This is a genomic window from Bacillus sp. SKDU12 (assembly GCF_010093085.1).
In the GTDB taxonomy this organism is placed as follows: domain Bacteria; phylum Bacillota; class Bacilli; order Bacillales; family Bacillaceae; genus Bacillus; species Bacillus mexicanus.
This window is the reverse complement of record NZ_MSRC01000015.1, coordinates 1-20447: the sequence shown is the minus strand read 5'-3', so window position 1 is coordinate 20447 and position 20447 is coordinate 1. Positions and strand designations below refer to the sequence as shown.

Sequence of the window (20447 nt, the reverse complement as noted above, 5' to 3'; positions counted from 1 at the left end):
TATAGTTACACAATTAGGTCATAATGCTTTTGTTTCAGGCATAAGGTAAATAAAAAAGTGATTCCGATTTCTCCCAGAATCACTTTTTCTTATTATTTTACTAATGCAATTACTTCGATCTCGACTAGCGCATCCTTCGGGAGTCTCGCGACTTCCACACAAGATCTCGCTGGTTTATGAGTGTCGAAATATTGTCCGTACACTTCATTCACTTCCGCAAACTGCTCCATATCCGCAATAAATACAGTTGCTTTTACAACTGTTTCAAAAGAAGCGCCCGCTTCTTCCAGCACCGCTTTTAAGTTACTGAATACTTGATGAGTCTGCTCCTTGATATCACCATTCACCATTTCGCCTGAAGGAGTCAAAGGAATTTGGCCTGAGCTGTAAAACATATTGTTTACGATAATCCCTTGTGAATAAGGCCCAATTGCCGCTGGCGCATGTTTTGTGTGAACCGCTTTTGTCATGATTCCATCTCTCCATTCTTTAAAAGATCGTCTTTAAAAAAACGCAGAAAATTGCCGTTCTGAATTTCAATGGACTTCTCTTTCATGTTGATGGTTGAAAGAGTAAGCAGTGACATATATTCATCAACAAGACGTTCATCTACTCCTTCGGCTTCAACCAAGACGCCGATTCCTGCCACATTTGCGTTAAACTCATCCAACAGGTTAATCATACCATTAATTGTGCCGCCCGCTTTCATAAAATCATCAATAATGAGTACATTTGAACCCGTTTTCATGCTTCTTTTCGCAAGTGACATCGTTTGGATGCGGTTTGAGGAGCCTGAGACGTAATTAATACTGACTGTAGAGCCTTCTGTTACCTTGTTATCTTTTCGAACGATGACGACAGGCACATCCAGATAGCTCGCAGCTGCGTACGCCAAAGGAATTCCTTTCGTAGCAACGGTCATGACAACATCAATTTCGCGCTCTGCAAACACAGAAGCAAACAGCTTCCCTACCTTGGAGAGTACAGATGGCTTTCCTATGATATCCGTTAAGTATACATAACCGCCCGGGAGGATACGCTCCGGATTTGCCAACGACTGTCCAAGTGTCTGCACAAACTCTTCAGCTTCAGCCTGCTTCATTTTCGGAATATATTTGACGCCTCCGGCAGCTCCGGGAACAGTTAACAAAGTGCCGATCCCCTGCTGCTCAAAGGTTTGTTTAATAATTGTTAAATCTTCACTGATCGATGATTTTGCAGATTCATACCGCTCAGAAAAAAAGGTTAGCGGTATCAACTCGTGCGGATGGGTTAACAAGTAATTTGTTAAGTCCACCAATCTGCCGCTGCGACGAAACTTCATGAACTTACCCCCAAAATCCGAATATTTTAAGATCAATATAACTTAACATACGGATTTAATCAAGGATGTTCTGTTCGCCGATCATTCTCACTGCATAAACCTGATCACAGAAGCCTCTCAACCCGTTATAAATTCTCTGCACCTTCGACTCATATTGAACCAATCCAAACACGGTCGGGCCGCTCCCGCTCATTAACACGGCATCTGCGCCAAAGCGTTTCATCTGGTTTTTGATCATTGCGACTTCAGGATGCATATCAAGCGTTACAGATTCAAGCACATTGCCTAAGCGGCTGCACATCTTTTGAAAACTCTTTTCCTCTATAGCTTCAATCATGCCATGAACGTCAGGATGCTCTACATCATTCACCTTCAGCTGTCTATACACTTCAGCAGTTGAAACGCCGATTGTCGGTTTTGCTAAAATGACCCAGCAATGCGGAGGCGTGCTAATATGTTTAATTTTCTCGCCGCGTCCTGTTGCTAATGCAGTTCCGCCATAGACACAAAATGAAACGTCAGAGCCAATTTCTGCTCCAAGCTCAGCAAGCGTTTCTGCAGAAAGATTTAAATTCCACAGTCTGTTCAGCCCTCTAAGAGTCGCCGCCGCATCACTGCTTCCGCCAGCGAGACCGGCAGCCACCGGAATCACCTTCGTAATCATGATGGAAACTCCCTTTTTCACATTGTATCTGTCTTTGATCAGCTTAGCCGCCTGATAAGCTAAGTTTCTTTGGTCATCAGGCACAAAACGATTGTGGGAGGAAACCCTCACTTCATCCTTTGCCAGTTCCGTCAGCTCAATCCGATCCGCTAAATCAATCGTCGTCATGATCATTTCGACTTCATGATAGCCATCTGGGCGTTTTCGGGTGACGTCAAGTGACAGATTGATCTTTGCTGGCGCTTTTTCTAAAATACGCATAGCTTCACCTACTTCTCCATCTAAACATAAGTATGAACATTGTATCACATTTGAAGTACAGGATGAACATATCCATATTGCAGCCCATTATGTATTTATATCCAACACAAAAACCGGGGAACGGCATGTCCCCCGGGTCACATTATCGGTTATTCTGATTCTGAGCTATCTGCTGTTCGGCGATTTCAATGGCGCGCTTCACCATGTTACCGGCATCGCGGGCCCGAATTTCACCCCAGCCGCCATATTTGACCGTGTCATAAAAACCAAGGTCTTTAGCGAGCTCATATTTAAACTCATCTGACATAACTCCACGACGTCTGCCCAAACGAAACAACCCCTTTTTAGAAGTGATAGCCATTCGTGCACGTCACGATAAGATGTGACCGTTTTATCTTTTGTTAAATCAGATGGAACTTTCGTTAAAATTACTGGAAACCAAAAAAAGGCAAAACAAAAAGCAGTAAACAAAAGGTTCACTGCCCGTTAAAACGCTACTGAGCTTGCGGTGTCATCATTAAATGTCAGTTCAACAGTCTCAGTCAAAATATCAGCATAACTGTATGAAACTCTTTCAAACGAGTTCTCGTCTTGATCTAGTTGTATCACAAAAACAGAAGGGTACGTCTCAGCTAAAATGCCCGAACGCTCAATCGTTTTTCGGCGGCCACCGTTTGCTTTTAACGTCAGCCTTTTACCTAAATTCCCATCAAGCGATCTTTTAATATCGGACAACGTCTTCGCCATTGCATCCACCTCACTACATTTATTGTACAACACGAGCCCATTTTTGTCAAATAAAATTTAAATTATATCAACGTTAATCAGACGTTGTCAACAAAATTATTTTGACAAAATTCTACGATTCCTCAATTATTTTCTTCATGTTTCGGTAAATTATGTATCATTATGCAAAAATAAAAAACCTGCATAGGTCTTCTATGCAGGTTTTCAGCCGTTAATTAGACTTATAAGGCATTCCAATTCTCAGCACCCCTCTTGTTTCAATACCGCCAAGCCCTTTCTCTCTTGTCAGCGTATTACGGAGCACTTCCCACACATTGATTCGTTCCATAAACGGCGTGAAGCTGATTTTCGCTACGATATATACCGGATCAAGCGCATGAATATTGACTCTTGATGGTGAGCTCGCGAAATTTGCTCCTGCTCTTATGAGTGATTCAAAATGAGATTGGCAGGCCCCTGCAAAAATAACAAGCTGATCTAAGTGAGGGGTTTTTTTTCGAGCATTTTGAACTGTTTCTACAAAGTGCTTTGAATGTCTGTACGCGTTCAAATCATCAACGTTTCCCTTTTGCTTCGAATATGCATCATGCCCCGTTATCACTAGAATATCGGGTCGATATTTGTCGAGCAATTCTTCGATTGAAGCAGACATTTTCTTTTCATGGCAATGAATCCCGTAGACAGGCACTCCGATTTTTTTATAGACATTCAGGCATTTTTTGAGATATGCTTCATCACCATCCAGATGAAGCACCTTGCCTGGCATATGAAAATAATGCTCCTCATGCTGATATTGGCTAGTCGCATAGTATTCCTGCTTTTCTCTGAGCAATTTATAATCCTGGCGAAGCAGTTCAAGCGATTCGTTCATTCTGCTCTCATCTTTCTTTTTTCTCATCATCTGCTCATCTTTTTTCACTGCTACCAGATCAGAAAAATCCGAATCAGCAATCAGCCTGACTGCATCACCATGCAAAATAGCGATTGTATTTCCTTTGCTTGTTTGCTCTATTCCTATAATGCGAAACAAAACATCCATTTGATAGGATTTCCTGGCTACCATATCCCCTATTTGAAATTGCACGTTCCTCACTCCACACATAGACTAAGCCTCATCATGAAAGAAAGAGCCTTGAGAAAGCGCCTTTTTTCGCTGAGTCCAAGTTTTTCTTATCATTGAATGAAAGGTCCTTTTCTAGCCTATGTAGCGGCAGTCCAAGTGGTGCGCAAAACAAAAAGCCCTTTTCAAAAAGGGCTTTCCGATTGTTAAAAAAGTGATAACGCCGATTTTATTTTTAGAAAAGAGTTTTATACAATCCGTTAGACAGCGTTGCAAACTCCTCGATTGACAGGGATTCACCCCGGCGCTTGCCGTCAATATTTGTTTCTTCCAGCACTTGCTCAATTTTTGGCTTTCGCGCTTTTCCTTCAGGCAGGTTGTTGACTAAGTTATTAAGCAGTGTTTTCCGGCGCTGAGCAAAGCTTGCCTTAATTAACTGAAAGAAAAAGGCTTCGTTCTCTACGTCCACTGCTGGGCCGTCGCGAAGCATCAGCCGAATGACTGCGGAGTCTACATTAGGCTGAGGAACAAACACGGTTTTCGGAACAATCATTACTGTTTTCGCTTCTGTATAAAATTGCACCGCGATTGAAAGCGAACCGTATTCCTTAGATGATGGATCTGCCGCCATACGCTCAGCCACTTCCTTTTGCAGCATGACCACAATCCCTTTCAGCGGAAGGTGTTCTTCAAGCAGTTTCATGATAATCGGGGTTGTCACGTAATAAGGAAGGTTAGCTACAACCATGATCTCATCACAATCTTGAAATTGTTCTTCAATAACCGATTTGACATCCGCTTTTAATACATCCTGATGAATGACAGCGACATTATCGTAAGGAGACAGCGTATCATTCAGGATCGGCAATAATCGCTGATCAATTTCAAATGCCACGACCTTTTTTGCCCGTTTGGCAAGCTGTTCAGTCAACGCCCCGATTCCCGGGCCGATTTCAATGACACCTGTTTTCTCCGTCACTTCCGCATGATCAACGATTCTGTTTAAAATGTTCGTATCAATTAAGAAATTCTGCCCTAAACTCTTCTTAAAAGAAAAACCGTATTTCTTCAGTATCTCTTTCGTTCTAATCGGTGTCGCAATATCTTTATTCATTCTGTTCCTCCCGCATAACGGTATCGAGTGCGCTCATAAAATCACTTTTTTTAATTTGAAACATTTGAAGCCGTTTTTGAAGCTGCTTACCGTTTGTATAGCCGATTTTCAATAGATCACCCAACCGTTCGCGGCGGCGTTTGGCCGCAGGTCCGCCGATCAGTCCGGCATAAATCAGATCATCAGCGGAGATGTCACTCGGCTGCGCTTCCATCTCTTCATGTATGTTTTCTAAACATGCCCTAATGCTTTCAATTGATGCGTGCTCTACACCAATTCCCCGTTTGTTTTTAGGTTTGGCAAGATGCTTTGGCAAAAATGCATGCTTACACCCGGGTACAGCCTCTGAAATGGTTTTGCGGATCTTCTCTCCCGGGAAGTCCGGATCCGTTAAAATGATAACCCCTCTGGTTTTCTGTGCTAAACGGATTTGATCAATCACATGATTATCGATGGCTGAACCATTTGTTTCGATTGTGTCTGCATCAACAGCCAATTTGATGCGGGCCGTATCGTCACGTCCCTCGACCACAATGATCTCTTTAATTTTCATTATTTCCTCCAAGACAAAATAAAAACTTTTGCATATTTAAGAAACTTTTTTCTTATGTCGAGCGTCTAATAAGCAGAAAATACACTTTGTTTATTATAACGAAAAAAACAGAGGGCGCAAAACCCTCTGAATACTTAAGCATATATTAATTTAGAATTTTAATTTTAACTGTCTTATTTCCCCATCGGTACGCTGATGACTTTTCCGGGAAAAAGACGTCTATTTTGTTCCCTTTAATCGCTGAACCAGTATCTGCAGCAACGGCATATCCATAGCCCTCAACATGGACTTTGGAGCCTAGCGGAATAACATTTGGATCTACAGCGATCACTTTGGCATTCGGATTACTTTTCAAGTTAACGCCAGTAGCTGTATGTCCTGAACAACCGCTGCAGCTTGCTGTATAAGCCGTAGAGGCTACAGTCATGGCTTTTCCTGTTGATTCATTGCTGCGGGACACAACTGTTTTTGAATCACCGGATGCACTGACTTTTTCAATCTTTGGACTGCTTTGCTTTGTGCCGACAGCAACCACTTTGTTTTTGCTTTGTTCAGATGTTTCTTCTTTCACAAGCTCTCTGGCCACTTCTTTGCCGTTTTCTTTAATAACCTTGAAGTGTTTTTTAAGCTTGCCTTCTTTACCTTTTTGGACGACCTTTTCCTTCCCTTCTTCAAGAGAAGCGTCTTCTTGCTTTTTCACATCGAACGCAATTTTCTCTTCAACTACATCGGTGACCTTTTCGATACGAGTAATTCTAATATCAGCCTTTCCTTTCGTCAGCTTTGCATCTAACGCAGGCTTGATTTTATCATCGTCTTTTATGTTTATCTTTTGCTGTTTTAAAAAGTCAGCGACCGTAGTCGAAGTCGTCCAGGTCTTCTTTTGTTTTCCTGCATCCTTCACAGTAACCTGAAACGCGGGTTCTATGTTAATCTTCATGTCTTTCGAAATATCTGTATCTATTGCGGGATCAATTTGATCGTGTTCTTTCACATCAACATCTTGTTCGTCCAGTAATGCACCGACTGTTTTTGCTGTTGACCATAATGTCTTTTCTTTCCCGTTTATTGTAAGCTTCACAGGTTTCGCAGCCTCATACACAACGTCCATATCTGCTGTTATATTTGTCTGCTTAGCAGGTGTGATCTTGTCTTCGCCTCTTGTTTTTATATCAAGCGTATCTAAAAGATCACCGACTGTTTTGGCATGTGTGCGTATATGTTTCTTTTCGCCATTGATAGAAACTGAGACTGATTGTTTTGTCAGCTCATGAGCTGCGTACGCGGTCCCGCTTCCTGCCAAAAGCAAACAAGCAGCAATCAGAATGACTTTGCTTTTGCTAAGCTTTACGGAAAACAGCTTTTTCATTTTTTGTGTGATGAAAAACGCCTCCTTCTCCTCGGAGAGATTATATAGAGTATATAAAAGGCTGTCAACCCTCCCCTCTTTTTCTCTCAAAAGCGCAGTGTCTTTCTTCATTATCCTGAATTACACTGGGAAACGGAAGAAAGACTTGTCGACAAACCTATCCTATGAGGAGAAGAAAGCATGTAGAACTTTTAAAGAAAAACGCTATAAGGGACAAGCTCTTACAAAACCCGCCAGCATTTTTTGTCAGTTTATACGGAAAAGTCTTTTTGCATTTTCGGTCGTGATTGATGCAATCTCTTCAAAAGTCATTTCTTTTAATTCAGCGATTTGCTCTGCCACATATTTCACATAGCTTGGTTCATTTCTTTTCCCGCGATAAGGATGAGGTGTGAGAAACGGGCAGTCCGTTTCAATCAGCAAACGGTCATTCGGGATTTCCTTTACAACTTCCTTCGGCTTCTTCGCATTTTTGAATGTCACCGGTCCGCCAAATGATAAATAAAAATTCATTTTCATGCATTCTCTTGCCACTTCCGCACTTCCTGTAAAGCAGTGCATTATTCCGCCCACAGCTTCTGCGCCTTCCTCCTTTAAAATTGTCACAACATCCTCCGTTGCATCACGATTGTGAATAATAATAGGAAGATTGACCTCTTTTGCTAAGGCGATTTGTTTTCTAAATACCTCTTTTTGAATATCTTTAGGAGATTTATCCCAATGATAATCCAATCCCATTTCACCTATTGCTACCACTTTTTCATGGGCAGAAAGCTCTTTAATCCACGCTAAATCTTCCTCTGTCATATCAATTGCATCAACAGGATGCCAGCCAATGGCTGCATAAATAAATTCATATTCCTCAATCATTTCCATCGCACGGGTAATGGTTGGACGGTCAAATCCAACTACGACAATTCGCTCTACCTTTTCAGCTTTTGCCCGTTCAATCACCTCTTCTAAATCAGTATCATATTGTTCTGCATTTAAATGTGCATGTGTGTCAAATAACATATGTGAAAAACTCCCTTCTTGTCGAAACACAAAAGGTGTTCGACGAATTGTTACACGTGAAACACCTTTTGTCTGTAATTATTTAATTCTTGTTCCTTTTGGTAATGACTGATCGATAGACACGACTTTTAATACACCGTCTGCTTCTCCGGCAAGAATCATTCCTTGAGAAAGCTCGCCTCTCAGTTTAACCGGTTTTAAATTTGTTACACAAACGAGTTTTTTCCCAACAAGCTCTTCTGTCGTGTAATGCTTCGCAATACCGGATACGACTTGGCGTTTTTCGAAACCAAGATCCAGCTGCAGCTTCAATAAGCGGTCCGCTTTTTTTACAGGCTCTGCTTTAATAACTTCCGCCACCCGAAGTTCTACATCCATGAACTGATCAATCATAATTTCAGGCAAACGATCAACCTCTTGCGGCTCTGCTTCTTTTGTTTCTTCTTTAGCCGGTGCTGAACCCTGCATCTTGCCTTTGATGTAAGCAATTTCTTCTTCTGCTTCTAAACGTGGGAATAGCGGCTCACCTTTTTGTACGTTAGTATCTTTCAGCTGGCCGAAAGCTGTAATACTCTCCCATGCTTTTAGCGCTTCATCAGTAATGCCCAGCTGCTCGAACATTTTTTCTGGTGTCTTTGTTAAGAACGGCTGAAGAAGCACAGCTGAAATACGCAATGATTCAGCAAGGTGGTACATAACGGAACGCAGCTCTTCTTCTTTTTCCGGATCTTTGGCAAGCACCCATGGAGCTGTCTCGTCAATATATTTATTTGTGCGGCTGATCAGCTGCCACAATGTCGAAAGAGCTACCGAAAATTCCATGTTTTCCATCGCTTTCTCGTAAGCCTTCACGGTTTCTTCAGCGACTGAAGTGAGTGGCTGGTCAAATTCAGTTACAGAACCTTTGTAAGAACTGATTTGTCCGTCAAAATACTTATTGATCATCGCAACCGTACGATTCAATAGGTTTCCTAAATCATTAGCCAAATCATAGTTAACCCGCTCAACAAACCCTTCAGGCGTGAATACCCCGTCAGATCCGAACGGCACTTCGCGGAGCAGGTAATAACGAAGCGCGTCTAAACCGTAACGTTCAATTAAAGTAACCGGATCTACAACGTTTCCTTTTGATTTCGACATTTTTCCGTCTTTCATCAAAAGCCAGCCATGTGCAAATACTTGCTTCGGCAGCGGAAGATCCAGCGCCATCAGCATAATCGGCCAGTAGATGGTATGGAAACGCACAATCTCCTTACCGACTAAATGAACATCGGCAGGCCAATATTTTTGATAAAGCTTATCATTTTCTGTATCATAACCGAGTGCTGTTAAATAGTTAAATAGCGCGTCAATCCAAACATATACAACATGCTTTGGGTTTTCCGGCACCTTTACACCCCAATCAAACGTGGTGCGTGATACAGCCAAATCTTCAAGTCCAGGCTTGATAAAGTTATTAATCATTTCGTTTTTGCGTGATTCCGGCTGGATGAATGTCGGGTTCTCTTCATAGTATTTCAGAAGACGATCTGCGTATTTCCCCATGCGGAAGAAATAAGATTCCTCTTTTATCAATTCAACCGGGTGACCGCTGTCAGGGCTTTTTCCGCCGATGACCTCTCCCTTTTCATTCCGCTCGATATCAACCAGCTGCGTTTCCGTGTAGAATGTTTCATCCGGGATACTGTACCAGCCTTCATACTCATCAAGATAGATGTCCCCGTTATCAAGAAGTTTTTGGAACACCTTTTCAATCACAACTTTATGTCGCTTTTCTGTCGTACGGATAAAGTCATCGTTTGAGATTTCAAGCTGTTTCCATAGCTTCTGAATATCTGCGGCTGCACGATCCACATACGCCTGAGGTGTAATGTTTTCCTGTTCAGCTTTTTGCTGGATCTTTTGTCCATGCTCGTCCGTTCCTGTTAAGTAGCGAACATCGTACCCTTTTAATCTTTTGTAGCGTGCCATTGCATCTCCCGCGACTGTCGTGTATGCATGGCCGATATGTAATTTTCCGCTCGGATAATAAATCGGTGTTGTAATATAAAACGTATTGTTTTCTTGCGGCATCTTGAAACCTCCCAATCAGAATGTCAAAAAGCTCCCGCCCAAAGGACGAGAGCGGCGATAAGTGCGAATCATATATGAATATTATTTATATTTATCCTTTATCTATGATACCATCTTAGCCTTTAAGATCAAGAATATATACGTATACCCTGCAAAAGAATAAACAAATTAAAAATATTTAATGAAAGTAAAAAAAGTCTGTTCATGTCGAATTTTGTCGTATATAATCAAATAAAATTAAAAACCTTAGTTCGAAAGTCTTGATTTAAAAGGATTTTTAATAGGATAATAGCTTTATTGTTTATTTATAAAATGCTGTTATCTCAGTAGTTTCTAAGGCTTTACTGACTATAAGAACTAATTCTTACAATCAATAGTAAACAAAAGGATTGACGATTATTGGAAACCTTGTTATGCTAGGAAGGTAAGGATTTTGTCGAATAATGACGAAGAAAAATATAATTCAAACAAATAATTATCTCTCGGGAGGAGAAAGTTTATGAAATCTACTGGTATTGTACGTAAAGTTGATGAATTAGGACGTGTAGTTATTCCTATCGAATTGCGTCGTACTCTTGGAATCGCAGAGAAAGATGCTCTTGAAATTTATGTTGATGATGAAAAAATCATCCTTAAAAAATATAAACCAAACATGACTTGTCAAGTAACTGGTGAGGTTTCTGATGATAACCTTAAACTTGCAGGCGGCAAATTGGTTCTTAGTAAAGAAGGCGCTGAGCTAATCATCAACGAAATCCAAAGCCAGCTTCAAAACAATAAATAATCATTTCATGCACAAAAAACGTTCTTGTTATGACACAAGAACGTTTTTTTATTGCTGAATATGGTAAGCATCGTACACTTCACGTTTTGGAACATTACGATCGACAGCTGCTTTTTTTATGGCTTCTTTAGAAGTAGCGCCTTTCGAGATGTAAAGCTCGACATGTTCTTTCGCAGTGAGAGTTTCCCACCATTGTGCTTCTTCATCTGATTCTTCATTTTTACTGCCTTCTACAACGAGGCAAAACTCACCGCGTATCTGATCCTCGTTTGCCCATTCAATGACCTCGGATATCGTGCCTCTGATGAATTCTTCATATTTCTTAGTCAGTTCACGTGTAACAGCAATTTCCCGATCTCCTAATATCTCTGCCATCACTGACAAAGTTTCCTTCAATCTGTGTGGCGCTTCATAAAAAATGATCGTTTCCTTCCGTTTTTTAAGATCTTCAAGTTCCTTCTTCTTTTCTTTTTTCTGTCTGTTGAGAAAACCGTAAAAGAAGAAGGGCTGTGGTACAAGCCCGGAAGCGATCAAAGCTGTTAATGCGGCATTGGCTCCCGGCAGCGGAACAACATAACCGCCTATCGCTGTAAAGTCTTTCACAATTTCTGCCCCAGGATCGGAAATCGTCGGCAAGCCGGCATCACTGACAAGAGCGATGTTTTTTCCCGATTTCAGCCATTCAATGATTTTGTGCCCGCTGCTTTCTTTATTATGTTCGTGATAACTAACGAGCGGTGTGTCAATTTCATATACATGGCAAAGTTTTTTCGTTTGTCTCGTATCTTCCGCAGCAATCGAATCCACTGATTTCAACGTTTCAATCGCCCGGAATGTCATATCCTCTAAATTTCCGATTGGGGTTGGGACCAAATAAAGAATCCCCATGTCCGACTTTCCATTAAAACTCTTTTGGCGCCTTAACATATACAGCCTCCTCGCTGTTCCGCTTTTCTTCTATATAAAGCTCTTTTTTCTTTCGAGTCAGTTTCTTGAAATAATATTCTGCCTGCATGGCTTCTCGTTTTGTAGTGAAAGCTTCAGCAAAAATTAATTCAACCGGACGTCTTACTTTAGTATACTTTGCGCCCTTTCCATCATTGTGTGTTTTTACCCGTTTTTGCAAATCGTTAGTATACCCGGCATACCAGCTGTTGTCCTTACATTGAACGACGTAAAAAAAATGGTTATTTGTCTCCATATAAAATGGTCCTGATCTCTTTTGTATATTCATTTTGTTCGTCATAAACGAACAGCGGGGGAAGAACTTTTAAATCTGGACGACCGCCTTTCATGCCTTCAACCAGAATGGTATTAGCTTCTTTCCCTTGTTTCGGATAAACGAATTGCACACGCTTTGGCTCAATTTGATGTGCTTTCATCAGTTCGAAAATCTCCAAAAGACGTCCCGGCCGGTGAACAAGAACTGCCTTACCTCCTTGCTTAAGCAACTTGCTGCTGACTGAAATGACATCTTCCAATGTGCAGTGGATTTCATGTCTTGCGATTCTGAGGTGTTCATTCATGTTTTGTTCAGTTTGTTTCGGCGTTTTAAAATAGGGCGGATTGCAGGTGACAACATCGTATCGATTATGTCCCAGCTTTTCTGGCATATTTTTCAGATCATCATGTATGATCTGAATCTGATCCTGCAGTTCATTATACTCAACACTGCGAACAGCCATATCATGAAGTCTTTCTTGAATTTCGACTCCAAGAATATCTGCTTTTGATCTTGTAGTAAGCAGCAGCGGCACAATGCCGTTGCCAGTGCACAGATCAACAATTTTTCCTTTTTGAATTGGAACGTATGCAAATTTGGACAGAAGCACAGCGTCCAACGAAAAAGCAAATACCGTTGGGCTTTGTATAATTTTCATATCCTCTGCCAGCAAATAATCTAATCTTTCGTCATCACGTAATGAAACCATCTTCTTATCCTTTCAGCACCTTTGAAAAAGGCTCCCGTCGTATGCGGAAGCCTTTTTCCTTATTTTTTATTTAAGAAGGACAGACAGAAAAGACAATCTTCTTTTCGAACACTTCCATAGTGGACATTGCAGATATGAAATCCTTCTTGGTACAGGCGTGCCAGATTATCATACCCTTCTCCTATATCAGTTTGCTCTGTCTTCTGTGTTTTTGATTCTTTTTTATCAGCCTTGAACTTTTCAATCTGCTCCGTCGTATTGTCGAGCCGTTTGCGCAAATGTTTGTTTTCAAGCTGTAAATGATGATTTTCCTCAATCATCTCACCGATATGCTGCTTCAGATCTCCCAGCTGCCGGTACAGTGAGCCAATTTGTTCTTCTAAGTTAATGACTGTATCAAATAACTCTTTTTTATCCAAGGTTCCACACCTCGTTAATCTGTGGTTTGTGCGGATACGACGCCCTCTTCCAAGAGCTCTTCCCAAGTATATTCTATCACTTTTTCACGGTTTATCAGTTCCACCTGAAGCACCCGTTCCAGAATATTAAGTCCAACGACTTTTGCAGGACCGCTTGCTGTCGTAATCATTTCTCCAATGTCCGGGAGCTGTTCTTTTGCCGTCTCATATTCATCGTTCTCATATTTTAGACAGCACATCAAGCGTCCGCAAAGACCTGAAATCTTCGTAGGATTTAAAGACAAGTTTTGATCCTTGGCCATTTTAATGGAAACGGGTTCAAAATCTCCAAGGAACGTTGAACAGCAAAGCATTCTTCCGCAAGGACCGATTCCTCCGAGCATTTTTGCTTCATCCCTTACGCCGATTTGGCGCAGTTCAATTCTTGTTTTAAAGATAGAAGCCAAATCCTTTACAAGCTCTCTAAAGTCTACTCGGCCGTCAGCAGTGAAGTAAAAAATGACTTTATTGCGGTCAAACGTAAATTCAACGTCGACCAGCTTCATATCCAAGCCATGTTCAACTACTTTCTTTTGGCAGACGTCAAATGCTGATAAAGCTTCCTGTTTATTTTCTTCTACGATGAGAAGATCGCGCTCGTCAGCCACACGTATCACTTTTCGAAGGGGCAGCACAACATCATGCTCATCCACCTGTTTATTTACAATCACGACCTGACCGTACTCAACGCCTCTGACAGTTTCTACAATTACGCAGCTGTCATGTTCTATATGAAATCCATTCGGATCAAAATAATATATTTTACCCGCTTTCTTAAAGCGGACACCAATTACATTGTACAAGCTTATCCCTCCTGCAACATTAACACCAAGTGCTCCATTAATCCTTGTACATTCACATTGGAATGAAGCCGTTTCTTTGCTTCTAAAACAGCAAGTATCTGATTCGTAACGCTTTGTTGTGTTGATTGTAGCGCATGCTGTTTTATTGATTGGAATAAGTCTTGATAAATCAATTTATCTTCATTTCCTATTTGGATGGACAACACATCGCGATATATCAATAAGAGCATATCAAGACCCATTTCTTGATGGGTTTTTTCTTTGAAAAAGGGCATCCATTGATCTTGAATAAAGAAAAAAGCATGTCCTTTCCGCTGGTGTAGGACTTCATATAATTTTATCACTTTCGCTCTAGACTCTGCAAACTCATCATTTCGACTTAATTCGACTGCTTCTGATACATTGTTAGTCATGTTGGCCAGAAGTCTTGCCATATGAGCCGAAACGTCCTGTTCGATCAATCTGTCTTCAATTGCTTTCGGCTGCAACGGCTGGAAAGGAAGGGTTTGGCATCTTGAAATGATGGTGTCCAATAACCTTTGAGGCTGCTCTGTGATGAGGATGGCCATTGTATCTTTATTCGGTTCTTCTAAAAATTTCAGCAGGCTGTTCGCCGCATTTGCTGTCATTTGATCTGCATGCGAAATGATATACAGCTTTTTATGCGATTCAAGCCCTGTCTTAGAAAACTCCTCTTGCAACGCTTGAATTTGCGCCTTTTTAATCGATAAACCATCAGGCTGAACAAGATGGAGATCAGGATGGTTCCCCGACTCTATCCGTTTGCAATTTCGGCAGCGCTCACAAGGCTCCGCGCCGTCCTCCAGGCAAAAAAAACTTTTCGCAAGAAGCAGCGCGGCATCAAGCTTACCTGTCCCTTTTTTCCCCTCAAACAAATACGCGTGTGATAGTCTGTCCTTCTCAATACTATTATATAGAAGCTTCATCACTCTTGGTTGAAGCTCATTCATTTCCTTCCAGGATATTGCCATTGTATCACTCTCTATGTGTAAAGGTTAATCAATAAACCTTTTATTTCGCCAATACGCTCCAGCAAATTAATTGCCGGTTTTTCCTGATCCATCATATCTTCGGTAAGCTGTAGCAATTTGTCATCTATTTCTTTAACAAGCCCCAGTGTTTTGCTGTTTCCATACAGGTCAAAAGTTTGCGACGTTTCATGTGAAAGACCGCTGTCTACAGCTTCCTTCACAAACCGTTTCACAAGTCCTTTAAATCTCGCTAAGTCCTTAAAATTCCGAGATTTTGTCAGTCTTTTTCCAAACGCTTCTATGTCCGATAACAGCCTTGTAAGCTGATCAAATTTCAATTTGCTGCTTTGATGTTCCATTGACGATTTAAACGACGCTGTGGTCTCAGACGTTTTCACAGCAGGAAGCTGTTTATTATCTATAAATGTACGTATATCTTTATTAATTTTCACAGTTTCAAATCCTTAAAATTGATGAAATTCATCGACTGGAAGGACAAATACTGTCGCTCCGCCAACTTCAACTTCGACTGGATAAGGGACATATGAATCGGCATTTCCGCCCATTGGAGATACAGGGGCGATCATCTGATCCCGTTTCTGTCCGTTTTCTTTAATAAGGCTCAATGCTTTATCAACGCGTATATCCTCGACACCAATCATAAACGTTGTATTGCCTGATTTAAGAAATCCTCCCGTCGTCGCAAGCTTTGTCACTCTAAAGTTATGATCTGTTAAAGTTTTCAAAAGTCGGTTGCTGTCCTGATCTTGTACAACTGCCACTATCAATTTCATGTGTGTAGGCCTCCTTTAGATTGGAAACAACAATGATCTCGTTTACATTATTATATCAATTATTGGGAAACTGGTCACAATTGAATTTTTTTCAACGCTTCATTGACCACTTTTAGGACATTATGAACAACTATGTCTTTGGATTGGCTGGCATCAACCGAGTGAAATCTTTTTGGGAACCGCTTCATCAGCTCTTGATACCCTTCCTGTACCTTTGAATGGAAGTCTAATTTTTCTAAATCGAGCCTATTTTTTTCCCGTGAGCCATTTGCGTAAATACGTTTCAGCCCTTCTTCCGGATCAATTGAAAAATAAATCGTTACATGGGGCATCAAATCTCCGATGGCAAACTCATTAATTGACAAAACCTCATCAATCCCAAGCCCTCTTGCGTATCCTTGGTATGCAAGCGAACTGTCTATGAATCTGTCACAAAGAACAACTTGCCCCTGTTCTAAGGCTGGTTTTACTTTTTCGACTAAATGCTGGCGCCTTGCAGCCGCATATAAGAGAGCTTCTGTTTTTGGGTCCATTAATGTGTTGTTCTCATTCAGAATAACCTTTCGAATTTGTTCAGCAATATCTATACCGCCTGGCTCTCGGGTTGCCGTAACTTGAAGACCCTCTGCTGCCAATATGTTTTTGATTTCCTGGAGAACAGTCGTTTTTCCCGCACCTTCTGGGCCTTCGAATGTAATAAATAAACCGCTCATGATTTCTCCTCTTCTATATAAACAAGTAATTGTTTCTGTTTGATTTTCATATTCCCTTGAACATGCGTTTTCATGCTGATCAAGCGGCTGAGCTTTTGCACACTTTCTGCCGTTATTCTTTCACCCGCCATAATCAACGGGATACCCGGGGGATAAGGAATGATATCCTCTGCGTTCACCCGGCCTGCTGCTGCGTCAAAGTCCACATATTCTTTCTTAAACGTTTGTAAAACCTTTTTTCGAAATGGTAAGACAGTAACAGGCTGCGCACTCCATTCTGCAGAAGTAAACATCCGATCCGGAGGTGTTTTTTCAATCTCTTCATCAATGCTTTTTATCGTTTCAATATTAATGCCACGTTTTCCTCCCAGCGGAAGAACGAGCAGCACTTGATTTTCATCAGCAAGCTCAGTGAATACGTTGACACGCTCTAGTATGTTTTGCAGCGTATACCCAGAATGTCCACGTTTTGATCGAATACAGAGTTTCAGCGGATCCATTATCATCCGCGGGTCGTCCGGTTTTACAGCTTCAACATGTAAAAGTGAATCAAACGTTTGTTTAAGTGATTGTATTCGTCTCAGAATGTCAGAAAGCTTTTGTTCTTCTATAATATGCTGTATATAAGCGCGGGCAATGTCTAAGGAAGCCATAATAGGATAAGACGGGCTGCTGCTCTGTAATCGATTTAAATACTCTGCCACCAGATTCCGTTCAATTCTGCAACTGCTGTTAAGATGCAAATAAGAGCCCATCGTCATGGCAGGCAGCGTTTTGTGAGCCGACTGAACAACAATATCTGCTCCCATTTCTAAAGCTGAGACCGGAAAAGGCTTCCCTAAAACAAAATGGGCCCCGTGCGCTTCATCCACCAAAACAGGGATCCCATAATGATGAGCCTCTGAAATGATTTCAGTCAAATCAGCACTATGTCCGTAATACGTCGGATTGGTCAGCACTAAGCCTTTTGCATCTGGATAAGCTGCCAAGGCTTTTTTAATAGTATCAAGCGGAACATGCGTAGGCACGTGCATCGCTTTATCAATGTCAGGTGTGAGATAAACCGGCTCTGCTCCAGCCAAATCAACAGCATGAAATACAGATTTATGACAGTTTCTTTGAACCAGGATTGTTTCACCCTGTTCACAAACAGATAAAATCATCGCTAAGTTTCCTACAGTCGTTCCATTCACCAGAAAAAAACTGTCCGCTGATCCATATAATTGACTGACAAGCTCTTGGGCTTCTTTAATCACCCCTGAAGGATGATGGAGATCATCCAATCCTGCCAGTTCAGTAACATCAATGGTGAGAAGTGGATCAAATATCGACTTAGCGTCATCAAAAAAGACATCTCCATTGTGATGTCCCGGAACATGAAATGAATGAGAATTTCTTTTCGCGTGTTGAATCAATGCTTTATATAAAGGTGTGTTCATGAAAACAATCCTTTGAATGTGGCTTCTTACCTTTATTATATCGTGCATCTGACAGAACTTAAAGCGCGACTTACTGGTAACTATCCTTTATGGTGAGCAGTTTCTGCTTCAGATCGCCTTCCATTGCCATAAGCTCTTCTTCTGCCTGACGGCGTTTGATTCGGCCTTCTTCTTGTATGGTCAGCGTTTCTTCGAGCGTGCTGATTAAGCTTTCCTGCACCTTTTTTAACGTATCGATATCAACGAGACCTCGTTCATTTGCCCGCACTGTCTCAATTGTATTGGTTTTCAAAAGCTCCGCATTTTTCAATAATAGCTCGTTGGTGGTATCAGATACTTTCTGTTGTGCATCCACTGCATTGCGTTGCCTTAAAAGCGTTAGCGCAATCGCCACTTGGTTTTTCCAAAGCGGAATCGCTGTCACAATAGATGACTGGATTTTTTCAGCTAATGCTTGGTTTGTATTCTGAATCAGCCTGATTTGCGGAGCGCTTTGAATGGTAATTTGCCTGCTCAGCAGCAAATCGTGCACCCTTTTATCTAAACGATCAGCAAATTGAACCAGATCGTTCACTTCTTGAACGGCCATTTGGTTATGTTCACTTGATTCGGCCTGCTGCTTCAGTTCAGGAATCGTTTTTGTTTTCAATTCCTCTAGTTTCAGTTCTCCTGCAGCAATATATATATTCAGCGCTTCGAAATACTCTTTGTTTTTTTCATATAATTGCTCTAATAGCTTATTATCACTGATTAAAGCATTTTTGGCATGCTCCAGCTTCAAGCTGATTCTGTCTATCTGCACACTGGTCTTTTGATATTTAGACAGCACCTCCTGAAGAGAATTCGCTACTCTTCCAAACACGCGTGCCAAAAAACCCTTTTTCTTAGAATGCAGCTCATCGGGGTTTATCTGATCAAGCTTTTTCATCAGCTCTCCAAGAATTTCCCCGATCTCACCGACATCCTTCTTTTGAACATGATCAATCATCGTATGAGAGAAATTTAACAATTTAGACTGAGCTTGCGAACCATATAAAACAATACTTTGCATACTTTTATGATCAATCTGTCCAGCAAGCTGAATGGCTTTTTCCTTGTTGTCCTCAGGAAGAACATCAACAAGACGTACTTGCTTCTTCTCTTCTTTTACAGCCCCCGCCCTGGGTATCTCTATATCACCAAAAGGGTCAGCCAATAAATCATCTATATGAAGATCGCTTTGATCTCGGTTCATCGCTCGTCCCCTCTTCCGTTATTTCTTTAATGAATGCTTTACTGCATCCAATTCAAAGTTCAATTCATTAATTTCATTACCCATAGCTTGAGTTAAGTCTTCCTCTAAACGCTTAGTTAATTCAGCAAGCGTAATACGAGCCTCACTCAGCGACATCGATAGTTCTTTGCTTTTTTTCGGATGGGATGATAGGAAGGCATACTTCTCTGACAATTCAACGACCGAATCGAGAGTTTGATAAAAAAAACGCTCGGCCTGATAAAAACGCTTTGGCTCTTTTTTGGTGAGGATATAAATCCTTCTGATTAATCTCAGCATTTCTGCATTTTGTTTGAACATTTCTATGCTTTTTGCCTGAAACAAAGCTTTCCGAAGACGAATGATTTTCTGCCTTGCTTCCTCGAGATTTTTCTTAATGTAAGCATATTCTCTTCCTGTCAGTGCATGCCTTTTAAGAAATAACCGTCTGGTATTCCAAATGCCGGCTGTATATACCGTTGCTCCTGAAGCAAGCCCATAAACCAAAGACATGAAAAACGACTGATTTAAACCGAAAAAGCTCAATACCCCTATAAAAACAAAAGCCGAACTGCTTGTAAAACTCCATATTAAATAGTGAAGAAATTTCTGCATGAGAAAATCGACTCCTGTGTATATACTCAGTTTTAATATTATTATCTCCTACGTTCAATTCCTAAACAAGTTTCATCTTCTTTTCCTTACCATATTCCTTATGAAAACATATAAAAAAAGACCTTTTCAGGTCTAAGAATATAATGGCGGTGTATGAATGCTCTTTAGCTTTTTTACATAAAAGGCATAGTCAGGGTCAGATGTTGATGTAGAAATTACTTTTCTCTCACAATCTAAGCATATGAATTTTTTATAAAGATGAATGCCTCTATTTTTCTCTTGATCACAAATCACACATGTATGATTAGGTTTAACAGTTACGTCCATTATCCCCACCTCCGTACAATTAGCCTTCCCTTAAACCAGATATTGTATACACTATTTAGATCTTTTCGAAACTTGGAATCAGTATATGGGCTATATAAGCTATCGGTGTTTGTATTTATTTGATTTCAACGACTTTGGATAAACAAAAAACCCAGCTCAA

General features: G+C 41.0%; 25 protein-coding genes. 1 reads left to right on the top strand and 24 read right to left on the bottom strand.

Going from position 1 to position 20447, the window contains the following annotated elements; translation table 11 throughout:
- Positions 1 to 92: 92 nt before the first annotated feature.
- The 11 genes from ridA to metG form a co-directional block, all read right to left on the bottom strand.
- A complete protein-coding gene (gene ridA, locus BTW01_RS12525; protein WP_003226738.1) occupies positions 93 to 470 on the bottom strand; it encodes a 2-iminobutanoate/2-iminopropanoate deaminase in 378 nt (125 codons plus the stop codon).
- A complete protein-coding gene (purR, locus tag BTW01_RS12520) occupies positions 467 to 1324 on the bottom strand; it encodes a pur operon repressor (protein ID WP_162103299.1) in 858 nt (285 codons plus the stop codon). The genes ridA and purR overlap by 4 nt, the downstream gene beginning before the upstream one ends.
- A gap of 55 nt (positions 1325 to 1379) precedes the next feature.
- A complete protein-coding gene (gene ispE, locus BTW01_RS12515; RefSeq protein ID WP_162103298.1) occupies positions 1380 to 2249 on the bottom strand; it encodes a 4-(cytidine 5'-diphospho)-2-C-methyl-D-erythritol kinase in 870 nt (289 codons plus the stop codon).
- Between the two features lie 142 nt (positions 2250 to 2391).
- Positions 2392 to 2577: a small, acid-soluble spore protein, alpha/beta type gene (locus BTW01_RS12510; RefSeq protein WP_162103297.1), complete on the bottom strand. Its 186-nt coding sequence runs from the start codon at positions 2575 to 2577 to the stop codon at positions 2392 to 2394.
- 158 nt (positions 2578 to 2735) lie between these two features.
- Complete coding sequence (gene veg / locus BTW01_RS12505; RefSeq protein ID WP_007615173.1) at positions 2736 to 2996, bottom strand: biofilm formation stimulator Veg; 261 nt, start codon at positions 2994 to 2996, stop codon at positions 2736 to 2738.
- 211 nt (positions 2997 to 3207) lie between these two features.
- Positions 3208 to 4080, bottom strand: coding sequence for a sporulation-specific protease PrtG (gene prtG / locus BTW01_RS12500; RefSeq protein WP_162103296.1), 873 nt, complete (start codon positions 4078 to 4080; stop codon positions 3208 to 3210).
- A 211-nt stretch (positions 4081 to 4291) separates the two neighbouring features.
- Positions 4292 to 5170 carry a 16S rRNA (adenine(1518)-N(6)/adenine(1519)-N(6))-dimethyltransferase RsmA gene (gene rsmA / locus BTW01_RS12495; protein ID WP_162103295.1) on the bottom strand — a complete coding sequence of 293 codons (879 nt, stop codon included), beginning with the start codon at positions 5168 to 5170 and terminating at the stop codon, positions 4292 to 4294.
- Positions 5163 to 5723, bottom strand: a complete 561-nt coding sequence (gene rnmV, locus BTW01_RS12490) for a ribonuclease M5 (protein ID WP_162103294.1) — start codon at positions 5721 to 5723, stop codon at positions 5163 to 5165. The genes rsmA and rnmV overlap by 8 nt, the downstream gene beginning before the upstream one ends.
- Before the next feature lie 145 nt (positions 5724 to 5868).
- Positions 5869 to 7182: a ubiquitin-like domain-containing protein gene (locus tag BTW01_RS12485; protein ID WP_162103328.1), complete on the bottom strand. Its 1314-nt coding sequence runs from the start codon at positions 7180 to 7182 to the stop codon at positions 5869 to 5871.
- 156 nt (positions 7183 to 7338) lie between these two features.
- Positions 7339 to 8106 (bottom strand): TatD family hydrolase, encoded by a 768-nt coding sequence (locus BTW01_RS12480; RefSeq protein ID WP_162103293.1) that lies wholly within the window; start codon positions 8104 to 8106, stop codon positions 7339 to 7341.
- A gap of 78 nt (positions 8107 to 8184) precedes the next feature.
- Positions 8185 to 10179 carry a methionine--tRNA ligase gene (gene metG, locus BTW01_RS12475; protein ID WP_162103292.1) on the bottom strand — a complete coding sequence of 665 codons (1995 nt, stop codon included), beginning with the start codon at positions 10177 to 10179 and terminating at the stop codon, positions 8185 to 8187.
- Between the two features lie 499 nt (positions 10180 to 10678).
- Here metG and abrB point away from each other — a divergent pair, with 499 nt between their 5' ends.
- Entirely contained in the window at positions 10679 to 10963 is a 285-nt protein-coding gene (gene abrB / locus BTW01_RS12470; RefSeq protein WP_162103291.1) for a transition state genes transcriptional regulator AbrB, read from the top strand.
- A gap of 48 nt (positions 10964 to 11011) precedes the next feature.
- Here the strand turns inward: abrB and rsmI are convergent, their stop codons facing one another.
- The 13 genes from rsmI to csfB all read right to left on the bottom strand — a co-directional run bounded on the left by rsmI (position 11012) and on the right by csfB (position 20287).
- On the bottom strand, positions 11012 to 11890 hold the full coding sequence (rsmI, locus tag BTW01_RS12465) for a 16S rRNA (cytidine(1402)-2'-O)-methyltransferase (protein WP_162103290.1): 879 nt from the start codon (positions 11888 to 11890) through the stop codon (positions 11012 to 11014).
- A complete protein-coding gene (locus BTW01_RS12460; protein WP_162103289.1) occupies positions 11865 to 12164 on the bottom strand; it encodes a GIY-YIG nuclease family protein in 300 nt (99 codons plus the stop codon). Before BTW01_RS12460 ends, rsmI begins: the two co-directional genes overlap by 26 nt.
- Entirely contained in the window at positions 12151 to 12894 is a 744-nt protein-coding gene (locus BTW01_RS12455; RefSeq protein WP_162103288.1) for a tRNA1(Val) (adenine(37)-N6)-methyltransferase, read from the bottom strand. Before BTW01_RS12455 ends, BTW01_RS12460 begins: the two co-directional genes overlap by 14 nt.
- A 59-nt stretch (positions 12895 to 12953) precedes the next feature.
- Positions 12954 to 13313 (bottom strand): replication initiation-control protein YabA, encoded by a 360-nt coding sequence (yabA, locus tag BTW01_RS12450; protein ID WP_162103287.1) that lies wholly within the window; start codon positions 13311 to 13313, stop codon positions 12954 to 12956.
- Positions 13314 to 13327: 14 nt separating this feature from the next.
- Complete coding sequence (gene ricT / locus BTW01_RS12445; protein WP_162103286.1) at positions 13328 to 14155, bottom strand: competence/sporulation regulator complex protein RicT; 828 nt, start codon at positions 14153 to 14155, stop codon at positions 13328 to 13330.
- A 2-nt stretch (positions 14156 to 14157) separates the two neighbouring features.
- Positions 14158 to 15147 carry a DNA polymerase III subunit delta' gene (gene holB / locus BTW01_RS12440; protein ID WP_162103285.1) on the bottom strand — a complete coding sequence of 330 codons (990 nt, stop codon included), beginning with the start codon at positions 15145 to 15147 and terminating at the stop codon, positions 14158 to 14160.
- An 11-nt stretch (positions 15148 to 15158) separates the two neighbouring features.
- Positions 15159 to 15599 carry a YaaR family protein gene (locus BTW01_RS12435; RefSeq protein ID WP_162103284.1) on the bottom strand — a complete coding sequence of 147 codons (441 nt, stop codon included), beginning with the start codon at positions 15597 to 15599 and terminating at the stop codon, positions 15159 to 15161.
- 12 nt (positions 15600 to 15611) lie between these two features.
- Positions 15612 to 15941, bottom strand: a complete 330-nt coding sequence (darA, locus tag BTW01_RS12430) for a cyclic di-AMP receptor DarA (protein WP_003218295.1) — start codon at positions 15939 to 15941, stop codon at positions 15612 to 15614.
- Positions 15942 to 16015: 74 nt separating this feature from the next.
- Positions 16016 to 16654 (bottom strand): dTMP kinase, encoded by a 639-nt coding sequence (tmk, locus tag BTW01_RS12425; RefSeq protein ID WP_162103283.1) that lies wholly within the window; start codon positions 16652 to 16654, stop codon positions 16016 to 16018.
- Positions 16651 to 18093, bottom strand: coding sequence for an aminotransferase class I/II-fold pyridoxal phosphate-dependent enzyme (locus BTW01_RS12420; RefSeq protein ID WP_162103282.1), 1443 nt, complete (start codon positions 18091 to 18093; stop codon positions 16651 to 16653). Before BTW01_RS12420 ends, tmk begins: the two co-directional genes overlap by 4 nt.
- A 70-nt stretch (positions 18094 to 18163) precedes the next feature.
- A complete protein-coding gene (locus BTW01_RS12415; protein ID WP_162103281.1) occupies positions 18164 to 19327 on the bottom strand; it encodes a toxic anion resistance protein in 1164 nt (387 codons plus the stop codon).
- 18 nt (positions 19328 to 19345) lie between these two features.
- Positions 19346 to 19960 (bottom strand): 5-bromo-4-chloroindolyl phosphate hydrolysis family protein, encoded by a 615-nt coding sequence (locus BTW01_RS12410; protein ID WP_162103280.1) that lies wholly within the window; start codon positions 19958 to 19960, stop codon positions 19346 to 19348.
- Positions 19961 to 20092: 132 nt separating this feature from the next.
- A complete protein-coding gene (csfB, locus tag BTW01_RS12405) occupies positions 20093 to 20287 on the bottom strand; it encodes an anti-sigma-G factor (protein WP_162103279.1) in 195 nt (64 codons plus the stop codon).
- Positions 20288 to 20447: the final 160 nt, after the last annotated feature.

Coding starts and splice junctions, on each gene's coding strand:
- ridA (WP_003226738.1), bottom strand. CDS start 470: ATGACAAAAGCGGTTCACACAAAACATGCGCCAGCGGCAATTGGGCCT.
- purR (WP_162103299.1), bottom strand. CDS start 1,324: ATGAAGTTTCGTCGCAGCGGCAGATTGGTGGACTTAACAAATTACTTG.
- ispE (WP_162103298.1), bottom strand. CDS start 2,249: ATGCGTATTTTAGAAAAAGCGCCAGCAAAGATCAATCTGTCACTTGAC.
- veg (WP_007615173.1), bottom strand. CDS start 2,996: ATGGCGAAGACGTTGTCCGATATTAAAAGATCGCTTGATGGGAATTTA.
- rsmA (WP_162103295.1), bottom strand. CDS start 5,170: ATGAATAAAGATATTGCGACACCGATTAGAACGAAAGAGATACTGAAG.
- rnmV (WP_162103294.1), bottom strand. CDS start 5,723: ATGAAAATTAAAGAGATCATTGTGGTCGAGGGACGTGACGATACGGCC.
- BTW01_RS12480 (WP_162103293.1), bottom strand. CDS start 8,106: ATGTTATTTGACACACATGCACATTTAAATGCAGAACAATATGATACT.
- metG (WP_162103292.1), bottom strand. CDS start 10,179: ATGCCGCAAGAAAACAATACGTTTTATATTACAACACCGATTTATTAT.
- abrB (WP_162103291.1), top strand. CDS start 10,679: ATGAAATCTACTGGTATTGTACGTAAAGTTGATGAATTAGGACGTGTA.
- rsmI (WP_162103290.1), bottom strand. CDS start 11,890: ATGTTAAGGCGCCAAAAGAGTTTTAATGGAAAGTCGGACATGGGGATT.
- BTW01_RS12460 (WP_162103289.1), bottom strand. CDS start 12,164: ATGGAGACAAATAACCATTTTTTTTACGTCGTTCAATGTAAGGACAAC.
- BTW01_RS12455 (WP_162103288.1), bottom strand. CDS start 12,894: ATGGTTTCATTACGTGATGACGAAAGATTAGATTATTTGCTGGCAGAG.
- holB (WP_162103285.1), bottom strand. CDS start 15,147: ATGGCAATATCCTGGAAGGAAATGAATGAGCTTCAACCAAGAGTGATG.
- darA (WP_003218295.1), bottom strand. CDS start 15,941: ATGAAATTGATAGTGGCAGTTGTACAAGATCAGGACAGCAACCGACTT.
- tmk (WP_162103283.1), bottom strand. CDS start 16,654: ATGAGCGGTTTATTTATTACATTCGAAGGCCCAGAAGGTGCGGGAAAA.
- BTW01_RS12420 (WP_162103282.1), bottom strand. CDS start 18,093: ATGAACACACCTTTATATAAAGCATTGATTCAACACGCGAAAAGAAAT.
- BTW01_RS12415 (WP_162103281.1), bottom strand. CDS start 19,327: ATGAACCGAGATCAAAGCGATCTTCATATAGATGATTTATTGGCTGAC.
- BTW01_RS12410 (WP_162103280.1), bottom strand. CDS start 19,960: ATGCAGAAATTTCTTCACTATTTAATATGGAGTTTTACAAGCAGTTCG.
- csfB (WP_162103279.1), bottom strand. CDS start 20,287: ATGGACGTAACTGTTAAACCTAATCATACATGTGTGATTTGTGATCAA.